The 18,298-nt window shown below is 76.2% G+C and carries 15 protein-coding genes and 2 pseudogenes; 10 read left to right on the top strand and 7 right to left on the bottom strand.

The genetic code is table 11. From position 1 onward, the window contains the following. The first annotated feature begins 139 nt into the window (after positions 1–139). Positions 140–379, top strand: a complete 240-nt coding sequence (locus VSR01_RS06160; protein ID WP_326448266.1) for a chaplin — start codon at positions 140–142, stop codon at positions 377–379. 133 nt (positions 380–512) lie between these two features. Beyond that, positions 513–1,250 (top strand): chaplin, encoded by a 738-nt coding sequence (locus VSR01_RS06155; RefSeq protein ID WP_326448265.1) that lies wholly within the window; start codon positions 513–515, stop codon positions 1,248–1,250. Positions 1,251–1,423: 173 nt separating this feature from the next. On the opposite strand, the gene VSR01_RS06150 is transcribed toward VSR01_RS06155, so the two are convergent. Continuing rightward, a complete protein-coding gene (locus VSR01_RS06150; RefSeq protein ID WP_326448264.1) occupies positions 1,424–1,612 on the bottom strand; it encodes a DUF5703 family protein in 189 nt (62 codons plus the stop codon). Between the two features lie 48 nt (positions 1,613–1,660). Here VSR01_RS06150 and VSR01_RS06145 point away from each other — a divergent pair. After that, positions 1,661–2,264, top strand: a pseudogene (locus VSR01_RS06145) (hypothetical protein). A 115-nt stretch (positions 2,265–2,379) separates the two neighbouring features. Here the strand turns inward: VSR01_RS06145 and VSR01_RS06140 are convergent. Beyond that, complete coding sequence (locus tag VSR01_RS06140; RefSeq protein ID WP_326448263.1) at positions 2,380–4,212, bottom strand: helix-hairpin-helix domain-containing protein; 1,833 nt, start codon at positions 4,210–4,212, stop codon at positions 2,380–2,382. Positions 4,213–5,511: 1,299 nt separating this feature from the next. Further along, a complete protein-coding gene (locus VSR01_RS06135) occupies positions 5,512–6,492 on the bottom strand; it encodes an aldo/keto reductase (protein WP_326448262.1) in 981 nt (326 codons plus the stop codon). 130 nt (positions 6,493–6,622) lie between these two features. On the opposite strand from VSR01_RS06135, the gene VSR01_RS06130 reads away from it, so the two are divergent. Next, on the top strand, positions 6,623–7,672 hold the full coding sequence (locus VSR01_RS06130; protein WP_326448261.1) for an LLM class F420-dependent oxidoreductase: 1,050 nt from the start codon (positions 6,623–6,625) through the stop codon (positions 7,670–7,672). Positions 7,673–7,753: 81 nt separating this feature from the next. On the opposite strand, the gene VSR01_RS06125 is transcribed toward VSR01_RS06130, so the two are convergent. After that, a complete protein-coding gene (locus VSR01_RS06125) occupies positions 7,754–8,368 on the bottom strand; it encodes a hypothetical protein (protein ID WP_326453511.1) in 615 nt (204 codons plus the stop codon). A 279-nt stretch (positions 8,369–8,647) separates the two neighbouring features. Here VSR01_RS06125 and VSR01_RS06120 point away from each other — a divergent pair, with 279 nt between their 5' ends. From VSR01_RS06120 to mshC, 4 genes and pseudogenes are all read left to right on the top strand, one after another. Further along, positions 8,648–9,394 (top strand): histidine phosphatase family protein, encoded by a 747-nt coding sequence (locus tag VSR01_RS06120; protein WP_326448260.1) that lies wholly within the window; start codon positions 8,648–8,650, stop codon positions 9,392–9,394. A gap of 89 nt (positions 9,395–9,483) precedes the next feature. Continuing rightward, positions 9,484–10,074 carry a DUF3090 domain-containing protein gene (locus VSR01_RS06115; RefSeq protein ID WP_326448259.1) on the top strand — a complete coding sequence of 197 codons (591 nt, stop codon included), beginning with the start codon at positions 9,484–9,486 and terminating at the stop codon, positions 10,072–10,074. Next, positions 10,038–10,900, top strand: a pseudogene (locus tag VSR01_RS06110) (SCO1664 family protein). Before VSR01_RS06115 ends, VSR01_RS06110 begins: the two are co-directional and overlap by 37 nt. Positions 10,901–11,036: 136 nt before the next feature. After that, positions 11,037–12,266 carry a cysteine--1-D-myo-inosityl 2-amino-2-deoxy-alpha-D-glucopyranoside ligase gene (mshC, locus tag VSR01_RS06105; protein ID WP_326448258.1) on the top strand — a complete coding sequence of 410 codons (1,230 nt, stop codon included), beginning with the start codon at positions 11,037–11,039 and terminating at the stop codon, positions 12,264–12,266. A 199-nt stretch (positions 12,267–12,465) separates the two neighbouring features. Here the strand turns inward: mshC and VSR01_RS06100 are convergent, their stop codons facing one another. After that, on the bottom strand, positions 12,466–13,587 hold the full coding sequence (locus VSR01_RS06100) for a PAC2 family protein (protein ID WP_326448257.1): 1,122 nt from the start codon (positions 13,585–13,587) through the stop codon (positions 12,466–12,468). 333 nt (positions 13,588–13,920) lie between these two features. Between VSR01_RS06100 and VSR01_RS06095 the strand changes: the two genes are divergently transcribed. Further along, positions 13,921–14,940, top strand: a complete 1,020-nt coding sequence (locus VSR01_RS06095; protein WP_326448256.1) for an aldo/keto reductase — start codon at positions 13,921–13,923, stop codon at positions 14,938–14,940. 13 nt (positions 14,941–14,953) lie between these two features. On the opposite strand, the gene VSR01_RS06090 is transcribed toward VSR01_RS06095, so the two are convergent. Beyond that, positions 14,954–15,625: a FadR/GntR family transcriptional regulator gene (locus VSR01_RS06090; protein WP_326448255.1), complete on the bottom strand. Its 672-nt coding sequence runs from the start codon at positions 15,623–15,625 to the stop codon at positions 14,954–14,956. A 147-nt stretch (positions 15,626–15,772) separates the two neighbouring features. Between VSR01_RS06090 and VSR01_RS06085 the strand changes: the two genes are divergently transcribed. Then, positions 15,773–16,546 (top strand): hypothetical protein, encoded by a 774-nt coding sequence (locus VSR01_RS06085; RefSeq protein ID WP_326448254.1) that lies wholly within the window; start codon positions 15,773–15,775, stop codon positions 16,544–16,546. Between the two features lie 129 nt (positions 16,547–16,675). On the opposite strand, the gene VSR01_RS06080 is transcribed toward VSR01_RS06085, so the two are convergent. After that, the gene (locus VSR01_RS06080; RefSeq protein WP_326448253.1) at positions 16,676–18,292 is read right to left on the bottom strand and encodes a glycerol-3-phosphate dehydrogenase/oxidase; all 1,617 of its coding nucleotides are present in this window, start codon (positions 18,290–18,292) and stop codon (positions 16,676–16,678) included. Positions 18,293–18,298: the final 6 nt, after the last annotated feature.

Below are 18,298 nucleotides of genomic sequence, written 5' to 3'. Positions count from 1 at the left end.
ACGGCTCACCTGACCGCCCGTTCGGCGTGTCCCCGGTACGGGTGAATGATCGACTGCGTTCGTAGCCCTTCCCCCATGGCGTCGTTACGACGGGTGTGGTCCGCGGCTGGGACCACACCTGTCCCATGAGGAGGAAGAAATGATTAAGAAGGTCGCCGCCGTCGCGGCTGCCACCGGCGGTCTCGTGCTCGCGGGCGCCGGCATCGCCGCCGCCGACGCCGGCGCGCAGGGCGCCGCCGTCCAGTCCCCGGGCGTGCTGTCGGGCAACGTGGTCCAGGTCCCCGTGCACATCCCGGTGAACGCGTGCGGCAACACCGTGAACGTGATCGGCCTGCTCAACCCCGCTTTCGGCAACACCTGCGTCAACGCTTCGTCGTGATCCCCGCCGGCCGTGGAACGGCCGGGCTGGGACGGCCCCAGGCGCAGAGCCGCGCCCCGGGGCCGCTCTCCGTTTTCCGGGGACCGGCACGCAGGACCGACGGGCGCCCCGGTCGATCGAAAGCAGGGACAACATGCGACAGGTCACGAAGAAGGGCCTGCTCACCGTCGTGGCGACGAGCGGAGTCCTCGCCGCCGCGGGCGGTGTCGCTTCCGCGGACGCCGGCGCATCCGGCGCGGCCGTGGGCTCGCCGGGCGTCGGCTCGGGCAACGCGGTGCAGGTGCCGGTGCACCTGCCGGTCAACGCGTGCGGCAACACGATCGACGTCGTGGGCTTGCTGAACCCGGTGTTCGGCAACTCCTGCGCGAACACGTCGACGTCGCCTTCGGGCGGCCACCCGGGCACGCCGGGCAATCCCGGCACGCCTGGCCACCCGGGTACGCCCGGTACGCCGGGCAATCCCGGTACGCCCGGCCACCCGGGTACGCCGGGGACCCCGGGCACTCCTGGTACGCCCGGAACCCCTGGCACCCCTGGCACCCCTGGCACCCCCGGGACTCCTGGCACGCCCGGTCACCCGGGTACGCCTGGCACGCCGGGCACCCCCGGCAACCCCGGAACGCCCGGAACCCCAGGCACCCCCAGCATTCCCGGAACGCCCGGAACCCCCGGCGGCGGGACGCCCGTGACGCACCCGGCCACCCCGGCGAGCCACACGACCCCGGCCGCGAACACCCCCGTCGCGGACGGCTCGGCCGCCACCCTCGCGCACACCGGCGCGGACGGGATCGGACTGGCCGCCGCGGCCTCCGGCGCCCTGCTGCTCGGCGGCACGGTGCTGTACCGCCGTGCGAGCGCCGCCCGGCGCTGACGGGAGGGCAGGCGCGGCGCAGGGCACAGCGCCCGGCGCACGCCCGGCCCGGCGCCCGAGATGGGCCCGGCGCCCGACGCCTGCCCGGCGCGACCCGGCACCGCGTCCGGCGCGGGCCCGAGACGACGGTGGCCGCGGGATCACCCCGCGGCCACCGCGCGTTCAGCGACAGCTCACCACGTGGCCCGGACCTGTCGGATGATGCGGCGTCGCAGCCGCACCCGCCGGCTGCCGTCGGGATAGAGCTGGACCCGGTCCAGCTCCCAGTGCCTGTACTCGGCCTCGTCCGTCAGCAACCGTGCCGCTTCCTTGCGGGAGACCCCGCGCGGCACGTACATCTCTCTGAATTCGTATTCCGGCATCGTTATCTATTGTGCGGGCAACGCCCCGGTGCGGATAGCGTTCGCCTCATGTCTGATGACGTGCAGCCCGCGGCGGCCGAGGTCCGTGCCGCAGTCGAGGCGGTCAAGGCCGCGCTCGACCTCCACCTCGAAGCGATCGAGAACCGTACCGGGGAGAACGATCCCGCCGTCTTCGCGGCGTTCGAGGCGCTGGCCTCGGCCGCCGAGACCTATGACGAGTTGCTGTACGACACCTACGACGAGGTGACCCCTTTCGAGGTGCCGCCGGCGACGGACTGCCGGAGTACGCCGGCCCGAGGACCCCGAGGCGGTCAGCGTGCTGATCCGCCGCGACTACACGATCGTCGAGCCGCAGCGGCTCTTCGCCCAGGCCAGGCGGGCCGGCGAGGACGACCCGGACGCGGAGACGACGGTCGGCGGGGCGCTCGGCGTGATCTTCGGGGAGTACGAGCCCGACGAGATCGCGCAGCGGCACAAGGAGTTCGGCCTTGAGGAGGGCGACTCCACGCTCTGGGTCGCGGCGGCCGAGCCGAGCGAACCGGGCGAATGGCTGGAGGCCCCCTTCGACCAGGCCGATCCCCAACTCGTCGTCTGCCGCTTCGACGTGAGCGCGGTCTTCGACGACGAGTTGAGCGCGCTCGACACGGACTGACCCCGGCGACGGCCGGGCCGCCCCCCGCCGGGGCCGCCCGGCCGGGTCGTCCGGCCGGGTCGTCCGTCCGTCGGTCCGTCCGCCCCGCCCTGCCCGGGCGGCGGTCCCGGGTCCGTCAGCCCTCCGCGGCCAGCTCGCGCAGGACGGAGACCAGGCGGGTCGTACGGTCCTTCGCGGCCGGCCCCGCGACGGCCTGGGGGAGGGTCTGGTCCGCGCCCTGGACCACGGACAGGTGGCGCTCGCCGCGGCCGAAGGCGGTGTAGACCCACGAGCGGGTGAGCAGCGGGCCGGCGTCGCCCGGCACCACGACCACGACCGCGGGCCAGCGCATGCCCGCCGCCTGGTGGCCGGTGACGGCCCAGCCGTGCCGTACCGTCGCCGCCACGTCCTGGCGGGGTACGAGCAGCGGCCCGTCCGCGCTGTCCAGCCGCAGCCCGTCCTGGTCCGCGCCGGCCACCGTGGCCGGCAGCACCCGGCCGGGGCGCGGCACGTGCACCACCCGGTCGCCCGGGTCGAAGCCGGCGAACCTGCCGGGGCCGGGGTTGAGCCGCTCCTTCAGCGCCGCGTTGAGCGCGCGGGTGCCGACCGGGCCGCCGTGGGCCGGCACGATCACCTGCGTACGGTCGGCGGGCACGCCGATCGCGCGCGGCACCGAGTCGGCGACGAGTTGGACGACGCGGTGCACGGCCTCGCGCGGGTCCCGCGCCGGGACCACGACGACCTCCTTGTCCGGCGCGTCCACGGCGGCGAGTTCGCCGACGCCCACGCACGAGACCAGCTCGCCGATCGGGCCGGGGTCCGGGGTGCGGGAGGTGACCCGCGGGCAGACCTTGGCGGCCAGCAGGTCCGCGAAGACGCGGCCGGGACCGGCGGACCACAGCGCGTACGGGTCGCCGCTGAGCACCAGGCGGGCGCCGTCCGGCAGCGCCTCCACGAGGTCGGTGGCCTCCACGACGGACAGCTGGGGCGCGTCGAGCACCGCGAGCAGGTCGAGTGCGAGGCTGCCGTCCGGGTTGCGGCCGGGGCCGCGGGCGCCGTCCAGCAGGTCCTCGACGGTCACGGCGGCGTCCGAAGCATCCACGGCGGCCTCCGAGGCGTCCAGGCCGGCCTCAGAAACGTCCACGCCGGCGTCCGATGCGGCCACACGGTCCGGGGCGTCGGGCGCGGGCCGGGGACCCGCGGCGCCGCCGCCGAGGGCCGCGGCCAGCCGCCGCCTGCCGTCGTCGGTGTACGCGGCGGCGTACGCGCGCAGGCCCGCGGCGCGCGCGGCCGCGACCAGGGCGACGGGCTCGGCGCGGGCCGCCTCGCCGCCGGAGTGCAGCACCAGGCCGCTGCCGGAGACGGCGCGGATCAGTTCGGCGGCGGAGGGCGAGGGCGCGTCGGCCGCGGCCCGCTCCCAGAGGGCCGGGTCGGTGTCCGCGGCCTCCGCCTCGAAGGAGCGCAGCAGCCGGACCAGGCCGTCGGCGAGGCTCTCCTCGGCGAGGGCGTAGCGGTCCAGGCCCAGCAGCACGGGGGCGTCGGCGGCGTCCCCGTCCCCGCCGTCCTCGCCGTCCGCCGCGTCCTGCGGCTCGTCGTCGCCGTCGGCGCGGAACACCAGGAGCCGGCCGTCCTCGACCGCGGCGGCGACGGCGGCGGCGGGGTCCGGCACGGCGTTCTGCGCGAGCGCGGCCTGTAGCGCCTGACCGGTCAGCGCGGTGTGGCCGCGCTCGGCCGCGAGCTCCATCAGGTGGCCGACCAGCGCGCGGCAGCGGCGGTCGTCGCCGGGCGTCGCCTCGGCGCCGAGCACGGCGCGGGCGAAGGCGTCCGCGTGCTCCGGCCGCACTCCCTCCAGCCCGAGCACCGCCCACGGGTCGTCCCTGAGCGTCTCCGCGGCTCCCCGCCCGAGCACCCGCACGGCCTCCTCCGCCAACTCCTGCGGAGCCCCGCCCGCCACGAGCACCTCCCGCACCCGGGCAACGGCCCCAGCGTCGACGTCCCCCCGCCCCCCGACGGCGACGACCGCGGCGCCCCGGCCAGGGCCCGCACCCCGTGCGGCCCGCTCCCGTCCGCCCGCGAGCTCCCCGCCCGGTACGTCGCCCTGCGCGGCCCCCGCGTCCCGCCGCTCCCGTCCGCCCGCCAGGCTCTCCCCGGCGCCCCGGGCACCGTCGCGGCCGGCATCACCGGGGCGACCGTCCCCCTTCCCGGCGGCGGAGAACGCGCCCGCCGGGCCCCGCACCGCCTCCGCGCCGCCGACGACCCGCCCGGCTCCCGGGGACCCGCTCGCAGCTCCCGCGGCGCGCGCGCCGTCCGCCGAGGACGCGTCGGCGTCAGCCGCTCGCGGACCGCGGCCCGCCGCGCCCGGTCCCCCGGGCGACGCAGCGCCCGCGCCCGCCTGATCCGCCACGTCCGCCTCGGCCCGCCCCACGGCGTCCGGTCGCGCACCCCGTGCCGTACGGGCCTCCAGCGCACCCCCGACACCACGGCCACCGACCGCCGCCTCCGGAGCGCCGCTCGCCGCAGCCGAACCCGCGGTCTCCGGGGCTGCGCCCTCCGGTGCCCCCCCGTCGCGAGCCGCGAACCGGTCGCCCTCAGGGACGCGCCCGTCCGCCGGCCCGGGGGGCCGTCCGCGGCGCCGCCGGAGCGTCGACCGCCTGCCGCCGCGCCTGCGGCCTCGTCGTCCGCCGCGCCTGCGGCCTCTGCTTCTGCCTTTGCCGGGTCCGTGTCGTCGGCGTCTCCGGTCCGGTCGCCCGCGGGTCCGCCGCCCGCCACGCGCCCGTCCGCCGGGGCCGGGGAGGCGTCCTCGCCCGCATCGTCCCGCTCCGGCGCGGGTGGACGCACGGGCCGGGCGGCATCCGCCTCCGGTTCCGCGTCCGCCGCGGCCGGTTCCGGCTCGTCCTCGCTCGGCTCGGGCGACGTCCCGGGGGAACCGGGCGGTGGGGGCGAGCCGGCGGAGCCGGCTGCCTCTGCTGCCTCCGCCGCCTGGAGCGCCGCCTGCTCCTCCGCCATCGCCTCGCGGCGTCTGCGGCGGGCCGCCGCCGCGTCGCCGCGGGGGGCCGGGGCCGCGGGGTTCTCGCCGCGCTCGATGGAGCGCACCGCCGCCGTGAGGGCGCCGAGGTCGGGGCGGGTGGGTTCGGGGGTCACAGCGACAAGCCTTCCGTGGTGCGGGTCCTGGGCCGCGGGACCGGGCCGGAGCAGGCCCGGGGGAGTGCACGCCGGACCCACCGCGGCCCGGCGCGGACCGGGCGCCGGGGACGGGCCCGGCGTGGACTCAGAGCGTGCTCCAGTCGTGGTCCGGGTAGCGGTGCAGCGGCGCCGACACGTCGTCGAGCGCCAGGTTGATCTCTTCCGGCAGCGTAAGCGCCTCCACCGACAACGCCGCCGTGAGCTGCGCGGCGTTGCGCGCGCCGAGGATCGGCGCGGCCACCCCCGGCCGGTCCCGCACCCACGCCAGCGCGACGTGCAGCGGCTGCACCGCCAGCCCGTCCGCCGCTATGGCCAGCGCGTCCACGATGAGCCGCGCGGTCTCGTCCAGGTACGGCGCCACGAACGCCGCCATGTCCTGCGAGCCGCCGCGCGACTCCGGCGGCGTGCCGTGCCGGTACTTGCCGGTCAGCACCCCCCGCCCCAGCGGCGACGACGGCAGCAGCCCCACCCCCAGATCGGCCGCGGCCGGCAGCACCTCCCGCTCCACGCCGCGCTGCAGCAGCGAGTACTCCATCTGCGTGCTGGCCAGCGGGGTGCGTCCCGGCGCCGCCAGCTGCCAGGCCGCCGCCTTGGCCAGCTGCCAGCCGCAAAAGTTGGACACGCCCACGTACCGGGCCCGCCCCGAGCCGACCGCGATGTCGAGCGCCTGGAGCGTCTCCTCCAGCGGCGTCCCCTCGTCGTAGGCGTGCACCTGCCACAGGTCCACGTAGTCCGTGCCGAGCCGCTGGAGCGAGGCGTCGAGCGCGGACAGCAGGTGGCCGCGGGAGCAGTCGAACCGCCGGTCGGGGTCCGGCACGCTGCCGGCCTTCGTGGCGATGACCAGATCGGAGCGCGGCACCAGGTCCTCGACCAGCCGGCCCAGCAGATACTCCGCGCCGCCGTCGCTGTAGACGTCCGCGGTGTCGACGAGCGTGCCGCCCGCCTCCCAGAACGCCTTCAACTGGTCGGCGGCGTCGCGCTCGCCGGTGTCGCGCCCCCACGTCAGGGTGCCCAGCCCGAACCGGGACACGCGCAGCCCGGTCCGGCCGAGATGCCTTTGCTCCATGACCGCTGAGGCTAGCGCCCGCACCGGCCGAATGGGCAGCAGTGACGTACCCGACAGGCGACGCCTGCCGCGTACGGGCGCTACAGTCCGGGAGGACAACGACGTTACTCATCAGTAAAAGGGGATCGGGATGCGGCTCGGGATCAACCTCGGCTACTGGGGCGCCGGCATGGACGCGGACAACCTCGCGGTCGCCCGCGAGGCCGACCGGCTCGGCTACGCGGTCTGCTGGGCCGCCGAGGCGTACGGCTCCGACGCCGCGACCGTGCTGTCCTGGGTCGCCGCGCAGACCGAGCGGATCGACGTCGGCTCGGCCATCTTCCAGATCCCCGCCCGCACCCCGACGATGACCGCGATGACCGCGGCGACCCTCGACTCGCTGTCCGGCGGCCGGTTCCGGCTCGGCCTCGGCGTGTCGGGCCCGCAGGTCTCCGAGGGCTGGTACGGCGTGGCGTTCGACAAGCCGCTGGCCCGCACCCGCGAGTACGTCGACATCGTCCGCCGCGCGATGTCCCGCGAACGGCTGACGTACCAGGGCGAGCACTGGACGCTGCCGCTGCCCGGCGGCCCGGGCAAGCCGATCAAGCTGACCGTCCACCCCACCCGCGAGCACATCCCGCTGTACATCGCGGCGATCGGCCCGAAGAACCTGGAGCAGACCGGCGAGATCGCCGACGGCGCGCTGCTCATCTTCCCCTCCGCCGCGCACCTGGAGGAGACCGCGCTGCGGCACATCAGGGTCGGCCGGGAGAAGGCGGGCCTGACCCTGGACGGCTTCGACGTGTGCCCGACGCTGCCGCTGGCCGTCGGCGACGACGTCCCCGCGCTCGCCGACCTCTTCCGCCCGTACACCGCGCTCTACATCGGCGGCATGGGCAGTCGCAAGCAGAACTTCTACAACCAGCTGGCCGGCCGCATGGGCTACGAGAAGGAGGCCGCGGAGATCCAGGAGAAGTACCTGGCCGGGGAGAAGGACGCGGCCGCCGCGGCGGTGCCGGCCGAACTCATCGACTCCACCTGCCTGCTGGGCCCGGTCGAGCGGATCGCCGACCGCATGCGCGAGTACGCCGAGGCCGGTGTGACCACGCTGACGCTGGCGCCGGCGGGCTTCACGCTGGACGAGCGGATCGCCTCGCTGCGGGCCGGCGTCCAGGCCCTGGAGCACGCCGGCCTGGCGTGACCCACCCCCCAGCGGGGCACGACCGGGGGTACCGGGCGCACCGGATCGAGGCGGCCGGACGCGCCGACCCCGGACGCCGCGTCAGACGCCGGGGACCAGCCGGCCCATCAGCCGGCCGAACGCGATCAGCCGGGCTATCTGCCCGGCCCCGCCGTCGTCCAGCGACTTGCTGAAGCGGAAGGCCTCGGGGCGCAGCTTCGCCGACGCGGGCAGCGCGGACCCCGGCTCCGGGGCCACCGCGCTCAGCTCGTGCGGCGTCGCGGTGGCCAGCACCAGGTGCACGCCGCGGTCCACCCGCCCGCCCCGCTCGTCCCTGCCGACCAGCGTCCGCATCCCGACGTGCCCGATCGTGTCCAGCGGCAGCACCTGCACCGAGGAGTCGAGCACCGTGCCGCCGGGCGCCGTGTCGTCGGCCAGCTCCTCGCTGTGCCACAGGATCAGCCGCCGCCCGTCGCAGACCGCCGCCTCCTGCCAGACCGAGGTGCCCGCGTCGGTCAGGTCCACCACCCGCTCCAGGGTGAAACCGCGCACCCGGCGGCGGCCGAGCACGCCGTCGATCGCCTCCAGCGCGACGTCCGCGTGCAGGAAGTACACCCGCGCGGCGTCCTCCAGCCGCGGGTAGGGGGACCAGTCCGCGCCTGCCGCGGCCGCTCCCGGCGGGGCCTGCGGACGGCTCCTCGTGGCCTTGCCGAACATCTCCACCCGCTTCGCGATACCGGCGCCCGGGGGCCTCACGCCCCTGGGGCCCGTCGCCCGACGCCCACCGGGGCCCGCGGTCAACGCCGCGCCCGGCGGTCGGCGGCGACTGGCACCGGCACCCTATCGAGGCGCGGCGGCAGCGAGGAGTGCCCGGCGCCGCGGATGCCGCGATCCGCCGGGATTTTCCGCGGCCGTGGTGGGGGCTCGGGGGATCTTCCCCGCCACGGCCGTCACCCAGCACAACGCCCGCGCGCCCCAAGGGTTACGGTGGCGGACATGCCCACCGTCATCCTCGTCCGGCACGGCCGTTCCACCGCCAACGCGGAGGGGGTGCTGGCCGGGTGGAGTCCCGGCGTCGCCCTCGACGAGACCGGCCGTGCCCAGGCCACCGCGCTCGCCGCCCGGCTGGCCGGCCTGCCGCTGGCCGCCGTCGTCTGCAGCCCGCTCCAGCGCTGCCGGGAGACCGTCGGACCGCTCCTGGACACCCGCCCGGAACTGCCGCTGCACACCGAGGAGCGGATCGGCGAGTGCCACTACGGCGACTGGACCGGCCGCAAGCTCTCCGAGCTCGCCGCCGAGCCGCTGTGGGAGACCGTGCAGCGCCACCCCTCGGCCGCCGTCTTCCCCGGGGAGGAGGGCGAGAGCCTGCGCGCGATGCAGGCCCGGGCGGTGGACGCGGTCCGCGACTGGAACGCCCGGATCGAGGCCGAGCACGGCCCGGACGCGGTGTACGCGCTCTGCTCGCACGGCGACATCATCAAGGCGCTGGTCGCCGACGCCCTCGGGCTGCACCTCGACCTCTTCCAGCGCATCACCGCGGCGCCCTGCTCGGTCACCGCGATCGGCTACACCCCGCACCGGCCGTTCCTGCTCCGGCTCGGCGACACCGGCGACCTCAGCGGCCTCGCGCCCCCGCCCAGGCCCGCGGACGCGCCGCAGGGGGCGTCGCCCGCCACCGGGGACGGCGCCGCCGCGATCCCGGCGGGCGACGCCGTGGTGGGAGGCTCCACCGGCCCCTCGTGATCGGCTTCCGCAGTAGGGTGGATGACCGGCGGCACCACCGCTGAGCACCACGGACTCCCCACCGTTCAGACAAGTAAACGGAGCAAGGCGTGCCGCGTCAGGTCTTCTTCTACGAACACCCCGACCGCTTCGTCGCCGGGACCGTCGGCCAGCCCGGCCAGCGGACGTTCTTCCTGCAGGCCACCGCCAAGGGCCGGACCACCAGTGTCGCGCTGGAGAAGACCCAGGTGGCGGCGCTCGCCGAGCGCATCGACGAACTGCTGGACGAGGTCGTGCGGCGCAGCGGCGGCAACGCGCCGGTGCCGGCCGTCGCGCCCGCCGAGCTGTCCGACACCGCGCCCCTGGACGTCCCCGTCGAGGAGGAGTTCCGGGTCGGCACCATGGCGCTGGCATGGGACGGCGCCCACGACCGGATGGTCATCGAGGCCCAGGCCCTGGTCGAGATCGCGGCCGAGGACGAGGAGGAGCTGGAGGCCACCGAGGAGGAGATGCTCCAGGACGAGGAGAACGGCCCGCCGCTGCTGCGGGTGCTGCTCACCGGCGCCCAGGCCCGCTCCTTCGCCAAGCGCGCCCTCGACGTCGTCTCGGCCTGCCGGCCGCCCTGTCCGCTGTGCAGCCTGCCCCTGGACCCGGAAGGACACGTATGCCCGCGTCAGAACGGTTACCGGAGGTCGGCCTGAGCGCCGGCGCCGAGCCGGCCGCGGAGCCCGCCGCGGACCCGGCGGCGGACATCGCGGCGCTGACCCACGGCGAGCTGACCGTGCGCGGCCGGGTCCAGGACGCCTCCAACGCGGTGCTGTACTGCGAGTGCGCCCACCAGGGCCGTACGGTCGCCTGCGTGTACAAGCCGGTGTCCGGTGAGCGGCCGCTGTGGGACTTCCCCGACGGCACCCTGGCCGAGCGCGAGGTCGCCGCGTACCTGGTCTCCGAGGCCACCGGCTGGGGGCTGGTTCCGCCGACCGTGCTGCGCGACGGCCCGTACGGCCAGGGCATGGTGCAGCTGTGGATCGACTCGGCCGGCGACGAGGAGGGCGCGCTGCTCGCGCTCACCGAGGACCGCGAGCCGGCCCCGGCTGGAAGCGGGTCGCCGAGGCGCAGCTGGAGGAGGGCCGCACCGCCCTGCTGGTGCACGCCGACGACACGCGGCTGCGCCGGATAGCCGTGCTGGACGCGGTGATCAACAACGCCGACCGCAAGGGCGGCCACCTGCTCCCCGCCGCCGGTGGCCGGCTCTACGGCATCGACCACGGCGTCACCTTCCACACCGAGGACAAGCTGCGCACCCTGCTGTGGGGCTGGGCCGGCGAACCGCTGCCGGACGAGGCCGGACCGGTGCTCGAACGGATCGCCGCGGACCTGCGCGGACCGCTCGGCGACCGGCTGGCCGAGCTGCTCACCGAGGCGGAGACGGCCGCGCTGCGGGAGCGGGTGGACCGGCTGCGCGAGACCGGCAGGCACCCCTCGCCCGGCGGCGGGTGGCCCGCCATCCCCTGGCCGCCGGTCTGAGCACCGCGCGGCCCCGCCGGCAGCGGTCGGGGCCGGTCGGGGGCGCGGGCCCCGCGGGCCGCCGGACCGGGGCCGACAGGGCGTCGTCGCTGCTCCCCGCCGTTTTGCTGCCGGGTCGTCCGGTTAGTCTCCTCTCATGCATGCCTGGCCAGCCTCCGACGTCCCCGCCCTTCCCGGCGCCGGACGCGTCCTCCGTCTCCACGACACCTCGACCGGCGGTCCCGTCACCGTCGACCCCGGTCCGGTCGCCCGCATCTACGTCTGCGGGATCACGCCCTACGACGCCACCCACATCGGTCACGCGGCCACCTACAACGCGTTCGACCTGGTGCAGCGGGTGTGGCTGGACACGAAGCGCCAGGTGGAGTACGTGCAGAACGTCACCGATGTGGACGACCCGCTGCTGGAGCGCGCGGTGGCCACCGGCGACGACTGGACCGCGCTCGCCGAGCGCGAGACCGCGCTGTTCCGCGAGGACATGACCGCGCTGCGGATGCTGCCGCCGGCGCACTACATCGGCGCGGTCGAGGCCATACCGGGCATCGTGCCGCTGGTCGAGAGGCTGCGGGAGGCGGGCGCCGCCTACGACCTGGACGGCGACGTCTACTTCTCGGTCGAGGCCGACCCGCACTTCGGCAAGGTCGCCGGGCTCGACGCCGCCGCGATGCGGGCGCTGTCCGCCGAGCGCGGCGGCGACCCGGACCGGCCGGGCAAGAAGAACCCGCTGGACCCGATGCTGTGGATGGCGGCCCGCCCCGGCGAGCCGAGCTGGGACGGCGCCTCGCTGGGCCGGGGCCGGCCCGGCTGGCACATCGAGTGCGTGGCGATCGCGCTCGACCACCTCGGCATGGGCTTCGACGTCCAGGGCGGCGGCTCCGACCTGGCCTTCCCGCACCACGAGATGGGCGCCTCGCACGCCCAGGTGCTCACCGGCGACTACCCCTTCGCCAAGGCCTACGTGCACGCCGGCATGGTGGCGCTGCACGGCGAGAAGATGTCGAAGTCCAAGGGCAACCTGGTCTTCGTCTCCACGCTGCGCCGCGAGGGCGTCGACCCGGCGGCGATCCGGCTCGCGCTGCTCGCCCACCACTACCGGTCGGACTGGGAGTGGACGGACGCGGTGCTCGCCGAGGCGGTCGAACGGCTCGGCCGCTGGCGGGCCGCGGTCTCCCGGCCGGACGGGCCGCCCGCCGACGCCCTGGTCGAGCAGATCCGCGAGGCGCTGGCCGACGACCTGGACGCGCCGCGCGCGCTGGCCGCGGTCGACGCGTGGGCGGCGGCGCAGGCCGCCGGCGGCGGCACGGACACCGGCGCGCCGGGCTTGGCCTCCCGCGCGGTGGACGCGCTGCTGGGAGTGGCGCTCTAGGCGCGGCGGCGCGGTCCGGTACGCGCGCCGGCGCTTCCGGTTCCGACAGCGGCGAGCGGCGCCCGCCGGGGAGGCGGGCGCCGCTCGTGCGCGGGCGCGGTGTGCGCGTGCGGCGGGGCCCACCGGAGCCGTGCGGGCGCGGCTGCCGCACGATCCGAGGGGCGCCGCACGGCCGGGGGCGTACGGCCCGGGTGCGGCGTCAGCCGGCGGTGTCGCCGTCCTGACCGCGGTCCTCGCCGGGTTCGCCGTCGCGTTCGCCGCCGCGGTCGCGGCCACGATCCTCGCCGGGGTCCGCCTCGGCCGCCTCGCCGTCGCCGTCGCCGTCGTCGGCGCTCCGGGCGTCCCGGACGTCGTCGGGGGCGTCCGCCGCGTCCCCCGCGTCCTTCGAGGCGTCCGACGTATCCGCGGTGTCACGGGCCGGCGGGGTGCGGTCGCGGAACTGCGGGACGCCGTCGCCGCCCTCGGAGGTCGCGTAGTCGCCGGGGTCGCGGCGCCGCAGGTAGCGCTCGAACTCCTTGGCGATGGCCTCGCCCGACGCCTCGGGCAGCTCGGCGGTGTCGCGGGCCTCCTCCAGCGTCTGGACGTACTCGGCGACCTCGCTGTCCTCGGCCGCCAGCTGGTCCACGCCGACCTGCCAGGCGCGCGCGTCCTCCGGCAGCTCGCCCTGCGGGATGCGCAGGTCCAGCAGATCCTCCAGCCGGTTGAGCAGCGCCAGCGTCGCCTTGGGGTTGGGCGGCTGCGAGACGTAGTGCGGAACCGCCGCCCACAGGCTGACCGCGGGGATGCCGGCGTGGGTGCACGCCTCCTGGAGGATGCCGACGATGCCGGTGGGGCCTTCGTACCGGGACTCCTCCAGATTCAGCGCGGTGGCCAGGTCGGCGTCGGAGGTGACGCCGGTGACCGGCACCGGCCGGGTGTGCGGGGTGTCGCCGAGCAGCGCCCCGAGCACCACCACCATCTCCACGCCCAGCTCGTGCGCGAAGCCGAGGATCTCGTTGCAGAAGGAACGCCACCGCATGCTGGGCTCGATGCCGCGCACCAGCACCAGGTCCCTGGGCCTGGGCGACTGGACGCGGACCACCGACAGCCGGGTCGTCGGCCAGGTGATCTTGCGGGTCCCGCCGTCCATCCACACCGTGGGCCGGTTGACCTGGAAGTCGTAGTAGTCCTCCGCGTCGAGCGCGGCGAAGACCTCGCCCTTGAACTCCCGGTCCAGGTGGCCGACCGCGGTGGATGCTGCGTCCCCGGCGTCGTTCCAGCCCTCGAACGCGGCCACCATGACCGGGTCGATCAGCTCGGGCACGCCCTCGAGCTCGATCACCCAGCGCCTCCTTCCGACCGGAGGGGGCGGTGCCGTCCCCGTCCGGCTGCTGTGCTGTTCGCAGGTCCGCGCCGCTTTCCGTGCCGCCGCCTGCCGTGCGGCACCAGCCTACGGCGTACCGCCCGCCGGGCCCCAACCGCGACGGCGGGTCGCCCGGCCCGGTCCGGGCAGATCCCCGGCGCGTCGTGCCCGGTCGCCCGGTGGTCGGCCGGATCACCGACCAGAGATCCGATGTCTGGTGGTGCGGGGCGCGTGACGATGCGCGTGACGATGCGCGCGACGCGGTGCGATGATCCTCCCGACCGTGCGCGGACGAGAGGAGAGGACGACCCCATGCCCGTACCCGCACTGCCCCGGCTCGGCCTGGGCTGCGCTCCGCTGGCCAACCTCTACCGGGCGATCGGCGAGGAGGAGGCGCGGGCGACGGTCGACGCCGCCTTCGACACCTCCGGCGGCGCGCGCACCTACCTCGACACCGCGCCGCACTACGGGCTGGGCCGCTCCGAGGAGCGGCTCGGGCGGGCGCTGGCCGGGCGCGACCGCGGCTCGTACCTGCTGTCCACCAAGGTCGGCCGGCGGCTGCGGGACCTGGCGCCCGGCGAGGCGCCGGACGGCCAGGGCTTCGTGGACGTCCCGCCCAGGGCCCGGGTCTGGGACTTCTCCGCCGACGGCATCCGCGCCACCCTGGAGGCGTCGCTGCGGCGGCTCGGCGTGGACGCCGTCGACATCGTCTACCTGCACGACGTCGAGGACCACCTGGACGAGGTGTACGCGACCGGCTTCCCCGCGCTGGCCGCGCTGCGCGAGGAGGGCGTCGTCGGCGCGATCGGCTTCGGGATGAACCGCAGCGACGTGCTGGCCCGCCTGGTCGCCGACCTCGACCTCGACGTGGTGCTGTGCGCCGGCCGCTGGACCCTGCTGGAACGCACCGCGCTGGACGACCTGTTGCCGGTGTGCGAGCGGCGCGGCACCCGCGTCGTCGTCGGCGGCGTGTACAACTCCGGCCTGCTCGCCGACCCGCGGCCCGGCGCGCCGTACGACTACGCGGCGGCGCCCCCGGAGCTGGTCCGGCGGGCGCGGGAACTCGCCGCGGTGTGCGAGGAGTTCGGCGTGCCGCTGCGCGCGGCGGCGCTGCGCTTCCCGTTCGGCCACCCGTCGGTGGTCTGCGCGCTGGTCGGCGCGGCGAGCGCGGCCGAGGTCCGCGACAACGCCGAGCTGTTCGGCCGGGACGTCCCCGACGCGTTGTGGCACGCGCTGGTCGAGCGCGGGCTGCTGGCCGAGGACGTGCCGCTGCCGCTGGCGGCGACGGTCGCGGCACACGCCGCGGCGCACGCCGCGCGCGCGGGGCGGTGACCGCGGCCCCGGGTCACCGGCTCGCGCGCAGCCACTGTTCGACGCCGGCGATGTGGATCGTGGACCACGCGCGGGCCGTCTCCGCGTCGCGGTCGCGCAGGGCGGCCAGGATCGCGCGGTGCTCGCGCAGCGTGCGGCTCACCGCGTCGTCCTGGGTGACCCCGCGCCACATCCGCGCCCGGGTGGTGGGCCCGGAGAGCCCGTCGAGCAGCGACACCAGCACCGAGTTGCCGGAGCCCCGGACGACGCCCCGGTGGAACTCCAGGTCGGAGGCGATGAGTTCGTCCACCGAGGGCTCCTGGCCGAGCGCGTCGAGCGCGTTCTCCAGCGCGTCCAGCGCGTCCTGCGAGATGAGCGCCGCGGACATCGCGGTCGCGGCCGGCTCCAGGATGCGGCGCACCGCGAGGAACTCCAGGACCGTGTCGTCGCGGTGGAAGTCCACCACGAAGCTCATCGCCTCCAGCAGCAGCTGCGGGTCCAGGCTGGTGACGTAGGTGCCGTCGCCCTGGCGCACGTCCAGGACGCGGATCAGGGACAGCGCGCGCACGGCCTCGCGCAGGGAGTTGCGGGACAGGCCCAGCTCGGCCGCCAGCTCGCTCTCCTTCGGCAGCCGGTCGCCCGGCCGCAGCGCGCCGGAGACGATCATCTCCTTGATCTTCCCGATCGCCTCGTCGGTGACCGCCATGTCCGCTGCTCCCCGTGTCGCGGGCCCCGGCGCCCGCGGCCAGCCCTCCGATGTCTTTCGGCCATTATGCGCCGCCGTGGCGCCCGCCCACCGATGCCACGGCAAACCGGGTGCGGCTGTTTCCGGCCACCATCCATACTGTCCCGCGTGATCCAGCACGAACTGATCGCCCGCGCCCGCGAGCTGTGCGAGGGCGACGACCGGCTCGGCGCCGCCCTGATGTACGGATCGTTCGCCGCGGGGGAGGGGGACGCGCACAGCGACGTCGAGTTCTGGCTGTTCTTCCGGCCGGACCGGCACGCCGAGGTCGACCCGGCCGCCTGGTGCGCGCGGGTGGCGCCGGCCCGGCTGGTGGTGCGCAACGAGTTCGGCACGCACGTCGCGTTCTTCCCCGGCCCGGTGCGCGGGGAGTTCCACTTCGCGACCACCGCGGACATCGCGTCGGTCGCGCACTGGCCGCACCGCGGCGCGCCGGTGGACCGGATGCTCGTGGTGGACCGGGACGGACTGCTCGCACCCGTGCTCGCCGCGCTCCCGCAGCGGCCGGCGATCCCCCGCGCGCCGGACGAGATCGCCGAGCTGTGCGGCCGGTTCGCCAACTGGCTGGTGCTCGCCCTGCACGTCACCGCCCGCGGCGAGCGGCTGCGGGCGCAGGACGCGCTCGCGCACGCCGCCCGCCACCTGCTGTGGATGGCCCGACTCGCCGAGCACAGCACCGCGCACTGGCTCACCCCGTCCCGGGCCGCGGAGGCCGAACTGCCCGCCCGTACCCTCCGGGCGGTGGCGAGCGGCGACCCGGCGGCGTACTGGCGCGAGGGCCGCGACCGCTGGCGGGCGCTGCTCGCCGAGCACGGCGGGACCGAACCCGCCGTGCTCTTCGCCGAGCTGGACGCCCTGACCGGCGTGACCGACCCGCAGTAACCCCGGACCGGCCCCGGCCCAGCACCGGACCGGCCCCGGTTCGGTCCGGGGTCAGTCCCGGTTCAGTCCCTGGTGGACCCGGACCAACCCCGGTCCGGCCCCCGAGTCAGTCCCCGAGCCAGCCCCCGCTCAGTCCCGGGCGCGCTCGGCCAGCAGCCGGGCCGTCTCCGCCCGCACCTCGGGCGTGTCCAGGCCGCGCACGGTCAGCGTCGTGCGGCGGCGCAGCACGTCGTCGACCTGTTCGGCCCACTCGTGGTCGCGGGCGTAGACGACCTGCGCCCAGATCTCCGGGGCGTCCGGGTGGACGCGTTCGGCCAGTCGCGGGTCCTCGTTGGCCAGCCGGGCGATGTCGAAGGCCAGCGAGCCGTAGTGCCCGGCCAGGTGGCGCGCGGTGTCCGCGGCCATCCGCGGGCCCGGCGCGGCGCCGTCGACCAGCAGCCGGTGGGCGACCGCGCCGGGGCTGGCGAAGCCGGGCAGCGGCGCGTGCCGCGGCAGCCGGTCCATCGGCTCCATGTCCTCGGACAGCGGGTGTCCGGGCAGCGCGGCCAGCTTGTCCATCACCGTGCGGCCGATGTGCCGGAAGGTGGTCCACTTGCCGCCGGCCACCGACAGCATGCCGCCGCGGCCCTCGGTCACCACCGTCTCGCGCTTGGCCTTCGCGGTGTCGCCCGGCCCGCCGGGCAGCACCCGCAGCCCGGCGAAGGAGTACGTGATCAGGTCGCGGGACAGCTGCCGGTCGCGCACCGACAGCGACGCCTCGTCGAGGATCTGCGCGATGTCCGCGTCGGTGACCCGCACATCGGCCGGGTCGCCCTCGTACGCCTCGTCCGTGGTGCCGAGCAGCAGCATGTCCTCCCACGGCAGCGCGAAGGTGATGCGGTACTTGTCGATCGGCGTGGCCAGCGCCGCCTGCCACGGCGCGGTGCGGCGCAGCACCAGGTGGGCGCCCTTGGACAGCCGGATCGACGGCGCGGCGGCCGGGTCCTCCATCCGCCGCAGGTGGTCCACCCACGGCCCGGTCGCGTTGAGCACCAGCCGGGCGTCCACGCCGAACTCGGCGCCGTCCAGCCGGTCCCGCAGCTCCGCGCCGGTCACCCGGCCGGAGGTGAAGCGCAGCCCGGTGACCTCGGCGTGGTTGAGCACCACCGCCCCGGCGTCCACCGCGGCCCGCACCGTCATCAGCGCCATCCGCGCGTCGTTCATCTGGCCGTCCTCGTAGACGGCCACCGCGCGCAGGTTCTCGGTGCGCAGCTCCGGCACGTCCCGCGCCGCGCGGGCCGGGGTGATGACGTGGCCGACGCCGTCGCGGAACGCCGACAGCGCGGAGTACGCGAAGACGCCCGCGCCGAGCTTGGCCGCTCCGTGCGGGCCGCCCTTGTACACCGGCAGGTAGAAGGTGAGCGGCTTCGCCAGGTGCGGCGCGACGTCCCGAGAGACGGCGCGCCGCTCGACGTGGTTCTCGGCGACCAGCCGCACCGCGCCGGTCTGCAGGTAGCGCAGGCCGCCGTGCAGCAGCTTGGACGACGCCGAGGAGGTCGCGCCGGCGAAGTCGCCCGCGTCCACCATGGCCACCCGCAGCCCCGACTGCGCGGCATGCCAGGCGGTGGTGATGCCGAGGATGCCGCCGCCGATCACCAGCAGGTCGAACGTGGCGCGGCCGAGCAGGTCACGGGTCTGCGCCCGGCCGGGGTTGGCGCCGGAGGTCGGATGCGTCCCGAGGGCCGGGACGGCGTGCAGGGTGGTCATGGTGTG

The sequence above is a fragment of the Actinacidiphila sp. DG2A-62 genome (assembly GCF_035825295.1).
Classification (GTDB): domain Bacteria; phylum Actinomycetota; class Actinomycetes; order Streptomycetales; family Streptomycetaceae; genus Actinacidiphila.
The sequence above is the reverse complement of the archived record's forward strand: the minus strand, read 5'-3'. Positions and strand labels throughout refer to the sequence as shown.